The sequence below is a fragment of the Paenibacillus sp. FSL R7-0297 genome (assembly GCF_038009025.1).
Taxonomy (GTDB): domain Bacteria; phylum Bacillota; class Bacilli; order Paenibacillales; family Paenibacillaceae; genus Paenibacillus_AQ.
On sequence record NZ_JBBPAQ010000001.1, the window covers coordinates 1,514,203 to 1,526,191 of the forward strand.

The window sequence follows — 11,989 nt, forward strand, 5'->3', positions numbered from 1 at the left end:
GGTGGCGGTAAATGGACTATTCGCTTAAAAATCCTGCATAAAATACAACAATCCCCTCGTTAAATCGGTCTAAAATCAAAATTGTTGTACAAAAGGCAACATTTCGGGCAGAATCATGCCGCGCGGCTTAAGTAGAGCCATCTATTTTCCCTTGGGTATCATATACTAGTTTCCAGATAATAATAGAAATAGAGACAACGGTGCTCACCCGTTCTAGACGTAATGAATCAGGGGTTTCTTGAGGCAATGTCGTCTACTGTAACTCTTACTATCTATTGCTTTAGAAAAAAGGTTTGCTTAAAATTTTTAAGGTATATATGATAAGGATAGTAAAATGACCCGCGGCTCATTTTGGGCTTGCGGATGGGAGAGAGGATGAAAGGAATGTCAGGCTACGGTAAATGGGTAGCAGGAGGCAAAACAAAATGGATTACCCTTCTGGTGTGGATTGCAGTTGTAGGGGCTTTGACTATGATCTGGCCTTCGGTGAACTCGCAGGTTGTCAATAACGCGCCCAACCTGCCGGAGGATTCGCAATCTGTCCGCGCAGCAGCGCTTGCGGAGGCAGAATTCCCTGCCGGAAGCGGCGTACCGGCCTTGCTGGTATGGCATCGTGAAGGCGGATTGTCAGAGGAAGATCTCCTACATATAACTGCTGTATACTCCAAGCTTGAGCAGCAGCCGCTCGCGCATCAGAACTTCGTTCCGCCGCTTGGTCAGCTGCCGCCACAGGCGCTGCAGGCTTCACTGTCGGAGGATAGAAGTACAATCGTCACACCAGTGCTGTTTGACAAGAAGGCAGACAGTGAACAGCTCGGCGAATCACTGACCGAGATGAAGACGCTGATCGGCGCTGAAACTGGCACAGACCCTTCTGCAGCCAAGCAAGACAGCGGCGATTTAAGCCTTAGGGTTTCCGGTCCAGTCGGGATATCGGTAGATGCAACAGGCTTATTCAAGAATGCTGATGTTGCACTGCTGATCGCAACCGTAATACTGGTGCTGGTCTTCCTGCTGCTGATCTACCGTTCGCCGATTCTGGCATTGATTCCGCTGGTTGCAGTCGGCTTTGCTTACGGTGTAACCAGCCCGCTGCTTGGCAAGATGGCAGAGGAAGGCTGGATTACGGTGGATTCGCAGGCCGTATCTATTATGACGGTGCTGCTCTTCGGGGCGGGGACAGACTACTGCCTGTTTATGATTTCCCGGTTCCGCCAGATGCTGAAGGTTGAGGAGAACAAGGGGCGTGCACTGCTGAGTGCAATCACCCATTCCTCCGGAGCGATCGCCATGAGCGGATTCACAGTTGTGCTTGCGCTCTTCGCGCTGCTGCTGGCCAAATACGGGGCGTACCACCGCTTTGCGGTTCCGTTCAGTGTCTCTATTCTCATTATGGGGATTGCCAGTCTGACGCTGGTTCCGGCACTATTGGCTATCTTTGGTCGAACCTCGTTCTTCCCGTTCGTTCCGCGCACTCCGCAAATGGAGATTGAGCGGGCCAAGGCCAAGGGGAAGCCGGTACCGCAGCCGAAGAGTTCACCCAAAAAAGGAATCGGGTATCTTGTCATTTCCCGGCCATGGGCGATCGTGGGAGTAACCGTGGTGGTATTGGGCATCCTGGCCTCGTTCTCCAGCGGAATTAAATTCACCTATGATATCCTATCCTCCTTCCCGAAAGATATGGAATCGCGTGAAGGGTTCGACCAGATCGGCAAGCAGTTCTCTCCCGGAGAGCTGGCACCGGCCAAGCTGATGGTGGATACAGAGGGCCTGCGCGGCGGAGAAGATCTGAAGGTCATCCTGGGCGGCCTGTCCTATGTGGACGTGGTATCTGATCCGCAGCAGGGGGCCGTTAATAAGAACATCACTGCCTATGATATTGAATTCAAGGCTAATCCGTATTCCATCGAGGCGATGAATCACATTCCGGCACTCCAGGCTACTGTAGAGCAGGCCCTGGCGGAGTCGGGAATAGAGAACGCGCAAGATAAGGTATGGATTAGCGGACAGACCGCTACCCAGTATGATACCAAGGAGCTCGGGGAACGGGATACTGATCTGATTATACCGGTGGTTATCGGGATGATTACAGTGCTGCTGCTGATCTATCTCCGATCTGTAGTGGCGACCATTTATCTGGTAGCTACGGTAATTCTCTCCTTCTTCTCGGCACTCGGTCTGGGCTGGATTATTATTCATTATCTGCTCGGTGCAGATGCAATTCAAGGCGCAATTCCGCTCTATTCCTTCGTCTTCCTGGTAGCGCTGGGCGAGGATTATAACATCTTCATGATCTCGAATATCTGGAAAAAGCGTAAAGCTATGCCGCTGAAGCAGGCCATCGCCGAAGGCGTGAACGAAACCGGATCGGTAATCACCTCCGCCGGACTCATTCTGGCAGGTACCTTCGCTGTATTGGCGAGTCTGCCGATTCAGGTGCTGGTGCAATTCGGTATCATCACCGCGATTGGTGTGCTGCTCGATACCTTCGTGGTCCGGCCGTTCCTGGTTCCGGCCATCACCGTGCTTCTGGGCCGCCGGGCCTTCTGGCCGGGCAAGCATCAGGACGTGGGCGAGTCTCCGGCAACAGGCCGCGAATAACCGGGTTGTGAACTACAGAAGCAATAACAGGGATGCCCCGTCAAGCCTTAAAGGCTGCGGGGCATCCCTGTTGTGTATATGCGTATAACGGCTGGATTCAGTTACCGGGAGTTCGGCTGAGTAGCAGCTCATACTTGTCGAGTGAGGCGCCGACAATGGCTTCATTCCGGCCGGCCCCGCGGTGCGAATCGCGGAAGGCGGGACTGGACGTCCAGCCGCTTAGGGCTTCCTCGCTCTCCCAGACAGTACAGATCTTCAGCTCCTCCACGCCTTCTTTGGGCGCGCCCTGCCAGACCTCCATGCGGATAAATCCGGGCATGCTCTGCACCCCATTGTCTGCCCCAAAACGCGAGGCCAGTGCTTCGCCATGTCCTTCTTTGATCTTAATCGTGTTGGTTACTACCAGCATGCCAAGTCCTCCTCATAGGGTGTGGGTGTAATCTGCCATTGTTATTGCGGATTAGTCGTCCAGATGCCAGCGGTCTTCAGGAAGACGCGGTCTGGAAGCTTCAAGGCAGCGAGCGTCAGCTCGGCCACATCCTCGGGCTGCATCATCCGGTCTTCATCACCGATCTTCAGGCCGGCACCGGTGGCCAGACCTGTGTTGACGGTGCTGGGGGTTAGTGCCACGACACGGATATTATGCTTGCGGACCTCCATCGCCAGCGCTTCCGTCATACCCATCAAAGCGAATTTGGAAGCACAATAGGCTGAGCCTGTAGCGAAGCCGCGTTCTCCTGCCGTAGAAGAGATATTGATGATGTTACCGCTGGAACGTTCAATCATAGCAGGCAGTGCCGCACGGGTTACATAATAAGTGCCGAACAGATTGATCTGCATATGGCGCTCCCAGTCAGCAGGGTCCATCTCCAGGAAGGTGCCAAACTGGGCAATCCCGGCATTGTTGATAAGTGCGTCGAACGGGCCAAGGTCATTCTGCAGGGCCACAACCGCCCGCTCTGCTTCCTCACGCACCGCAATATCAGCTACAGCAATGCTGACCTTGATGTCATATACCTCAGTCAATGCCGACTTCAGTGCCTCCAGATCTGCTGAAGTTCTGGAGATAAGCCCCAGGTTAGCGCCTTCTTTAGCGAGTGCCATCGCGAGAGCTTTGCCGATCCCTTTACCTGCACCTGTAATTACAATACTGGTTCCTCTTAAATCCATAACCTGTCGTCACGCTCCTTAAGATAGAAAATTCTATATATTGGATGAACATAAGCCTATTATACCTGAGCGGACAGAGACAATCACGCCGGGACAGGCGAAGAGGGACAAGACAGTCCATTCTAATTGTATGCTCTGTACACTACTGTATATGAAGCAGGCTTACTGCTTGGCTGTGAGGTTCTTAAGCGGGACTGTGGCCGGTCCTTCGATCACATCGCCCTCATAAGAGAAGCGGGAGCCGTGGCACGGGCAATCCCAGGAGCGTTCCCCGTTATTCCACTCGCATTCACAGCCCATATGTGTGCAGGTTCTGTCCACGAGATGCAGCTTGCCCTCAGGGTCGCGGTAGCCGCCAACCCGTTTGCCGTCATGGAAAACAACGGCCCCTTCATCCGGTGCAAGATCTTCTGTTTTTTTATGGATAATCTCCACTTTTCCGGCTACAAGCTCTTTGGCGACCGAGAAGTTCTGCACGATGAAATTTTTGATGCCCGGATTAGCTTTGAAGCGTGTCGGATCGTACAGCTCTGTATAAGGGTTGCTGCTTCCCAGGATCCCATCTGCAATTAGGCGTGCAGCCAGCGTCCCGCTGGTCATTCCCCACTTGGCGAAGCCTGTGGCAATATAGATTTCTTCATCCTCCGCCCGCTTGCCGATGTAGGGGACCCGGTCCAGAGTGATGAGATCCTGCGCCGACCAGCGGAAGGGAATGCTGCGAATGCCGAGCAATTCTCCCGCAAACTTCTCCAGATTCTCATAGTGGCCGAAGGTACAGATGCCTTGTCCGGTCTTGTGGTTATTACCGCCGACGATTACGAGCTTCCGCCCGTCCCATTCCACCGCGCGCAGCGAGCGGGTAGGTTCACTGGCACTCAGGTACATGCCGCCCTCATAATCAGCTTCCGGCTCAATAGCCAGACAATAGGACCGCTCCGCGTGCAGCCGCGAGAAATAGAGGGAGCCTCCATCATAGAATGGGAAATGGGAGGCGGACACGGCATGGCGGCATTTAATTTTGAACTTCTCCCCTTCGGTATAGAGGGTGAGATGCCCGTCCGTATCGACCTTTTCCCCGATCATCGTATGCTCATATACCTTGCCGCCCTTGTCCAGCACGACCTGCAGCAGCCCCTTCAGGTACTCCAGCGGATGAAAACGGGCTTGTCCAGGCAGCTTGATCGCACCGCCTGCTCTCAGTGGCAGCGAAACCTGGTCCAGCCATTCTCCCGGCAGTCCAAGCTTACTGTATGCCTCGAATTCAGCAGCCAGCTGCTTGAGCGTCTTCTCATCTCCCCTATCGGCATACAGATACGCAGCTTCCCGCGTCAACCCGCAGGACAGCCCCACTTCTTCAGCCGTAGCGATCATCCACTCCAGCGCTTCACTGTTTGACTGGAAATAGAGCCGGGCCTGTTCCTCCCCAAAGTGCTTCAGCAGATCACTGTAGATCATTCCGTGCTGGGCGGTGATTTTGGCGCTGGTGAAGCCGGTGGTGCCGCCAAGGATCTCTCCCGCTTCGAGCAGAGTGACCTTATACCCTGCCTTGGACAGCAAATAAGCTGTCGTAATACCCGTAATGCCTGCTCCGACAATGGCTACATCTGTGACATGATCTTCCGCAAGCTCCGGAAAAGAGGGCAGTTCTGTACTGCCCCTCCATAATGATTCCGGAAATTGCGGAAGACCTTGCGAGCGGTGATCCTGTGAATTCATGAAGTGATCCCTCCATTAGTCATTATTCATTTCATTTATTACCACACTCCCGGCAAAAGAAACGCCTCGATCCGGCAGCGGGTGTATGAAATGAGGGCGACAGTGCCAAAATAAGGGGAAGTTCCCGGCAATTCGGGCCTGGAGGGAGAATGATCCATGTCAGGACAAGTGCATAAGCAGGGAGTGACCCTGGAATGGATCAGGGGACAGCTGAGCGGTTTCGGTGACCTTGAGGACAATATCATGGCTGTTCCCTCGGGAGAGGTCAGCCTGCTGTATATCAAGAGTATTACGGATGGACTGACGGTCAGCCGGAATATCGTGAAGCCGTTCTACGAGATGGGCAATCCGTCAGCGTACTATAATTACATCGCGGACTATCCCGGGAGTGAGGAAGTTACGGAGGGGACGCGCGCGCTGGATCTTCTGCTAAGCGGTTATGCCTGTATAGGCAGCTCTGGCAAGCTCTGCTTCTTCGATGCGCTCAAGATTGAGGTCAGCAGTGTCAAGGAGACTATTACGGAGAGTATCAGCCAGGGACCTTCCGATGCGCTCAGTGAGAGTCTGGCGGTTAGTCTGAACCTGATCCGGCGGCGTTATCAGTCTTCCGAACTGAAGATGGAATTCACCATTATCGGCAACGTGTCCAAGACCAAAGTGGCTATACTCTATGACGAAAGCAGAGTGAATCACGATGTTCTGGCCGAATTAAAAGAGAAGCTGGACACGCTGAAGCTGGATGTTCTGCAGGCTGCCGGTGAGCTGGAGAAATATATCAGCAGCGATAAGCTGCGCATTTTTCCCAAAACGATTGTTACAGAGCGGCCCGACCGGGTGGTATTCAATTTAGCTGAAGGCAAAGTAGCGGTGCTGCTGGATACCACAGGGTATGCGATTGTGCTTCCTTCGATCTTCAATGATTTCTTCACGGCCATGGATGACAAGATTCAACTGCCTTTTGTAGGGCGTTTCTTAAAAATGCTGCGTATTCTCGGTGTGGCCATGACGCTGTGGCTGCCGGCCCTGTATATTGCCTTTACCTCCTACAATCCAGAGATTGTTCGTGTGCAGATTGCCCTCTTAATCGGGGGGAGCCGGGCTACTGTGCCGTATCCTTCTTTTGTCGAAGTCATTCTTATGATGATCATGATGGAATTTCTGACGGAAGCGAGTTTGCGGCTGCCCAGAGCCATTGGCCCGACGGCCACAACGGTTGGAGGTCTGATTCTGGGACAAGCCGCCACTGCAGCAGGGCTGATCGGCAATATTATGATTATTCTCGTATCCGTAGTGGCGATATCGAATTTCCTGATTCCCCTCAATATGATGAGCTTCTCCATCCGCGTCCTGAAATATTTCTTTGTCATGGCGGCAGCGGTGCTGGGACTCGTTGGTGTTGTCGTCTGCCTCGTAGGCTTTACCATGTATTTATGCAGCCAGCGCAGCTTCGGCCAGCCGTATTTCAAGTTGTTTTTTCTCGATACGCTGGGAACTGCATTGAGGAAGAAAGGCGGTAGACAATGAGGGCCAAGAGCCGCTATTTCTATTGCCTTTTTCTCATGAATACCCTGATCAATATCGTTAATTTCACCCCCCGGGAGCTGATCGATGCCCGCTTCGACGGTGCACAGTCCTCCATTCTCGTTGCAGTGGCTGTGGGCACTTTATTCATCTACCTGTTCACCAAAGTCATTAATAAATTTCCTGGGCAGGGACTGCCGGAAATCTTCGGATCTGCGTTGCCAAAGCTGCTGGCTTCTCCGCTGATTTTGGTATATGCGGTGCTCTGGTATATGGCGGGGGCGCTTATCCTGCTGTCCTTCGTGGATATTACACTGCGGTTTATCAGTCCGGATACAGGTCCTTATGCGGTAATGTTTGGGTTCCTGGCGCTCGTCTGCCTGTGTTCCCGGATAGATTCACTGTCACTTCTCTATGGACTGGAGGTTACGCTTGCCATCACCTTGCCCTTAATCCTGTATACGATGGTCAAGGCAGTGATTAATCCGGATTTCAGCTGGGACGCTGTGCTCCAGGTAATGACCCATTCCTTGCATGCTCCGGATATGAACAGCCTGGCAGCAGCGACCTTTACGTTCAGCGGCTACATTAATATGGCGGTATTCAACCGGGTATTTCATGGGCTGAAGCTTAAGCATATATGGATCCTCAGTCTGGAAGGTTTCCTGATGCTGCTGGTCACTTTTTTCGTGCCTATAGGGTATCATGGGACAATCGGTATCGAGCGGCATGTGTATACCTGGTTCACGACGGCGGACAGTATCCGTGTTGAAGCTTTTTTGATCGAACGCATGCTGTATATCTTCTATTTCGCCTACAGTACCTTATCGCTGGTCAGTGCCATTATCCAGTGGCATGTCGGCAAAGAGCTGTTCCTTAGCCTGCTTCCCTCCACATCCGGGAAGCCTAAGACAAAGCTCTGGCAGGAAATTGTTATCCTGAGCCTGTTTGCTGCAGGAGCGGTTGCCCTCTTGCGTCTGGATCAATACAACCTTAATATGCTTGGTGTATTCCTGCTGCATATCCGCTGGTACGGAGAGCTGCTGATGGTTGGATTGCTGTTCTGGTGCTACTGGGTTGTGAGGGGGCGGAGAGCATGAGAAGCATGCGTGGCAGAGTCATCCTTCTCCTGCTGCTGGTGTGTATGGTATTGACAGGCTGCAATTTCAAAGATATTGACCGGAGAATATTTGTAGTAGCCATCGGGATAGACCCCGGTAAGGAGGAGGGGACGTTCAAGGTAAGCCTGAAGCTGGCTATCCCTCAAGGGGATGTTACCAAGATTGATGAGAAGATGCTGATCGTCACTGAAGAATCAGAGAGCATCTCTGAAGCGCTGCGGAGAATGAAGTCCAAAGTAGAGAAGGAGCTGGACTATGTCCACTGCAAGACGCTGATTCTGGGCGAGCAAATCGCCGCCAAAGATATCCGGCATGTGACAGACTGGGCGATGAGGCGCAGAGATATCCAGTCGATTCTTAATTTTGCGGTAGGAAAGCCGGGAGCGCTTGAAGTGCTGCAGGTCAAGCCGCCCTCTGAGCGTATTCCGTCCAACTCGCTGATTCTGGCTATGAGCGGACAAGGCACAGAGTCGCCTTTTATCTCGAGTGTATACTCCTATCAGCTGATGCGGAGTATTTATGAGAAGGGTATAGATCCCATACTGCCGATTATCGAGGCACAGGGGAAGGAGCAGTTCCTGATCGACAAGATTGCTCTGCTGGATAAGAGTAAGATCAAGCTTGTCCTCTCACCTGATGAGACCCGGCTGTTCAATCTGCTGTCCCGTTCCAATCTGCGCACGAACTTTCCCGCCCGTTTAGGCGACGGAATGTATCAGTACTATACGGAGAGCAGTTCTTCCAGCTACCGGATTGTGACGAGGCAGGATGGGGAACCGGCCATTCGCTACCAAATTAAAATCCGTGCGATCCTGGAAGAGAACAGTACGGTGCAGATGATCACTCATCATATGCTGCAGAAGATTGCCGCCGCCGGAGGGACGGAGCTTAGCCAGGCTGTTACTGCATTGCTCCTGAAAATCCGGGACAGCGGAATGGATCCCTTGGGCTGGGGGCTGCATTACGGGGCACGGCACTGGAATAATGACACGGAAATGGCGGTATGGGAGAGCCTGTATCCCCGTCTGAAATTCGAGGTGAAAGCCGACGTGGAAGTGAAATACTCGGGAATGATCAAATAGTGTCCCGTGCATTGACGCTTCCAGCATCAGGACTTATACTTGATCTAAAAACAAGTTAGAGGATGATAAAGATGAGAACGCTGAACTTAACCTCTCAACGTCAGGCCGTGTATGATATCGTCCGTAATTCCCATGACCATCCTACTGCTGCCGAGGTAATGAACCGGCTTGTAGAGCAGGGGCATAACCTGGCCTATGGGACCGTCTATAATTCATTGCGGTATCTTTCGGATAAACAAATGATCCGTGAACTGAAGCTCGGAGAGGCAGCCAGCAGATATGATGCCCGTCTGGACGACCATCAGCATATTATCTGTGAAATCTGCGGTGCCGTGGATGAAGTGATGAGTCAGGTTCCGCAGGCGTGGATCGACACGGTAGCGGAGGATACGGGGTATTCAATCACCCATACACATGTTGTATTTGGAGGCGTATGTCCAGCCTGCCGGAATAAGAATTCGCACTAGTGAAAAGAATAAATATAACAAAAGACCGTTTTCATAAAAACGGTTTTTTGCTGTGTATCTATGAAAATTATTAAGCAACATATGAGAATAATAATGAATTCTTGAAGAAAAGAGGATTTCCAGCGGCGATATTTAATTATATATTGAGTCTGCAGATTTATCGTGCTTAAGACCCATAAAGAAAGAGAGTGTGAGCCCATCATATGAATAAAAAGGCGCGTCTGACCATCCGCACGAAGCTAATTCTTACATATTTGCTTGTTTTGCTTGTACCTAGCATCATTATAGGCTGGCTGACCTATCAATCTGCCAGCAGTGAAGTCGGGGAGCAGCTCACCCAAAATGCCACGGAAAGTGTAGTGGCGGTTAACGAGATTATCGATGCAAACATTCAATCCAAAATTGCTGATATTAACTACTTTGCTGCACAGCTCACGGCGGACTCTATTAACAATGAAGCGGCGGGGGCGGCCGCGCCTGTACTGGAGGCCAGACTTAAGGAGTATGCCAAACTGCATTCCGATGTACTTGATATTTATGCCGGAACCAGTAAAGGCAAGGGTATCCGTGCGGCCGATATCCAGCTGCCGGACGGCTATGACCCGCGCAAGGAGAACGCTTATATCAATGCCCTTAAGCATGGCAGCGGGATTGTGATCTCTCCGGTATTTCAGACCGTGAATAAAGAGTCGGCCATTGCTATTTCAGCAGTGCTCGAAGGCGGGAACGGGGTAGTGGGTCTGGATCTGAACCTGTCTTCGCTGGCTGATCTGACAGATATCAAGGTAGGCGAAGAAGGCTATATACTAATTATCGACAGCAGCAAGAAATTCCTGGTTCACCCGACTGAGACTATTGGCGAGGAGTCCTCGCTTGATTTCGTGAAGCAAATGTTCGAAGGTGAGAGCGGCAGCTTTGATTATGACTATAAAGATTCATCCAAGAAGATGACCTTCATGGTGAATGAGCTGACCGGCTGGAGAATCGGGGGGACGATCAGCAAGAATGAGATTACCCGTGCGACGAGTGATATCCGGGAGACGGTATTCATTGTAATCTCTGTTTCTGTACTGCTGGCGCTGGTCCTTATCTACCTCAATGTCTCATCGATCCTGAAGCCGCTGGTGCGGCTGCGCAGAGCGACAGAGCTAATCGCCGGGGGCGATCTGTCGCAGGATATCGGGGACTTCCGCAGAGATGAGATTGGCCTGCTGGCTGAGAATTTCCGCCTGATGGTCGGCAATCTGCGGCAGATGATTATCGGTGTACAGGAGATGACCGACAATGTCTCCTCATCCGCAGAGGAACTGACAGCGGGGGCCGAGCAGACTACCAAAGCGATAGAGCATGTTACGATAGCGATTCAGGAGGTAGCGGCCGGAACAGAACGCCAGGTTAACAGTGTCAATAAAGGAATGATAAGTACGGCTGCCACTACAAGCGAAGTAGAGCATATTTCGGGGTTTATGGAGCAAGTATCGGCGATGATGGACAAGACCTCGCTCTCTGCTTCGGAGGGGAATGAATCTGTAATCAGCGTAGTCGATAAGATCAACGGGATTCATGAAACGGTAGAGGAGCTGGGCGGGGTCATTGATAAGCTTAATGAGCGGACCGGACAGATCCAGGGGATTGTCGGTGTAATTACCGGGATCTCGCGGCAGACCAACCTGCTGGCCCTGAATGCTTCCATTGAAGCGGCCAGAGCAGGCGAGCAGGGCCGCGGCTTCGCGGTTGTGGCTTCAGAGGTGCGCAAGCTGGCTGAAGAATCAGAGAAGTCGGCAAGGATGATCTCCGAACAGATTACTTCCATTAATGCGGAGATGATCCAGGCTACAGCTACCATGGAGTATGCGAAGAACCGGGTATCCGAAGGCATTATGGCGGTCGATACGACCGGACGCTCCTTCTCACGGATCCGCAGGGCGGTTAAAGGGGCGGCGGAGAAAATTGAAGCGATGAATGGAGCTGTGCATACGCTGACGGAAGAAGCGGATAGTATGGAGAAGGCCATCGGAGAGATCCGCGGGATCACCGAGGAGGCGGCAGGCAATACCGAAACTATCTCCGCTGCTGCCCAGCAGCAGCTGGCATCAGTGGAAGAGATCGCGTCTTCCTCGGCAGATCTGAGCCATCTTGCCGATGAACTGCAGCGGCTGGTCGGCAAATTCAAATTATATCCGGGAAATCAGGCTCCGGGTGCAGCGGATACCGTCCGGCAAGGTAGCGGTGGTTCCGGAGACCAGCGGAGTTCCTGAAGCTAAAAATGCGCTGCGGTCTTCCCTTTTACCTCCTTTTGCAAGTATACTGA

General features: G+C 52.2%; 9 protein-coding genes. 6 read left to right on the forward strand and 3 right to left on the reverse strand.

The genetic code is table 11. The features are described 5' to 3' along the window. The first annotated feature begins 375 nt into the window (after positions 1-375). Positions 376-2,601 (forward strand): MMPL family transporter, encoded by a 2,226-nt coding sequence (locus MKZ24_RS06610; RefSeq protein WP_042240427.1) that lies wholly within the window; start codon positions 376-378, stop codon positions 2,599-2,601. Positions 2,602-2,698: 97 nt separating this feature from the next. Here the strand turns inward: MKZ24_RS06610 and MKZ24_RS06615 are convergent, their stop codons facing one another. The 3 genes from MKZ24_RS06615 to MKZ24_RS06625 form a co-directional block, all read right to left on the reverse strand. Beyond that, the gene (locus MKZ24_RS06615; RefSeq protein ID WP_042240425.1) at positions 2,699-3,010 is read right to left on the reverse strand and encodes an antibiotic biosynthesis monooxygenase; all 312 of its coding nucleotides are present in this window, start codon (positions 3,008-3,010) and stop codon (positions 2,699-2,701) included. A 41-nt stretch (positions 3,011-3,051) separates the two neighbouring features. Next, positions 3,052-3,771, reverse strand: coding sequence for a 3-ketoacyl-ACP reductase (locus tag MKZ24_RS06620; RefSeq protein ID WP_039305517.1), 720 nt, complete (start codon positions 3,769-3,771; stop codon positions 3,052-3,054). A gap of 162 nt (positions 3,772-3,933) precedes the next feature. Further along, positions 3,934-5,487 carry an FAD-dependent oxidoreductase gene (locus tag MKZ24_RS06625; protein ID WP_042240423.1) on the reverse strand — a complete coding sequence of 518 codons (1,554 nt, stop codon included), beginning with the start codon at positions 5,485-5,487 and terminating at the stop codon, positions 3,934-3,936. Between the two features lie 156 nt (positions 5,488-5,643). On the opposite strand from MKZ24_RS06625, the gene MKZ24_RS06630 reads away from it, so the two are divergent. The 5 genes from MKZ24_RS06630 (at position 5,644) to MKZ24_RS06650 (ending at position 11,936) form a co-directional block, all read left to right on the forward strand. Further along, a complete protein-coding gene (locus MKZ24_RS06630) occupies positions 5,644-7,011 on the forward strand; it encodes a spore germination protein (protein WP_042240419.1) in 1,368 nt (455 codons plus the stop codon). Beyond that, complete coding sequence (locus MKZ24_RS06635) at positions 7,008-8,108, forward strand: GerAB/ArcD/ProY family transporter (protein WP_042240417.1); 1,101 nt, start codon at positions 7,008-7,010, stop codon at positions 8,106-8,108. The genes MKZ24_RS06630 and MKZ24_RS06635 overlap by 4 nt, the downstream gene beginning before the upstream one ends. Beyond that, positions 8,105-9,211 carry a Ger(x)C family spore germination protein gene (locus MKZ24_RS06640; protein ID WP_052416775.1) on the forward strand — a complete coding sequence of 369 codons (1,107 nt, stop codon included), beginning with the start codon at positions 8,105-8,107 and terminating at the stop codon, positions 9,209-9,211. The genes MKZ24_RS06635 and MKZ24_RS06640 overlap by 4 nt, the downstream gene beginning before the upstream one ends. A gap of 71 nt (positions 9,212-9,282) precedes the next feature. Further along, positions 9,283-9,678 carry a Fur family transcriptional regulator gene (locus MKZ24_RS06645; RefSeq protein ID WP_039305505.1) on the forward strand — a complete coding sequence of 132 codons (396 nt, stop codon included), beginning with the start codon at positions 9,283-9,285 and terminating at the stop codon, positions 9,676-9,678. Between the two features lie 203 nt (positions 9,679-9,881). Beyond that, entirely contained in the window at positions 9,882-11,936 is a 2,055-nt protein-coding gene (locus tag MKZ24_RS06650; RefSeq protein ID WP_340781780.1) for a methyl-accepting chemotaxis protein, read from the forward strand. Positions 11,937-11,989 lie beyond the last annotated feature (53 nt).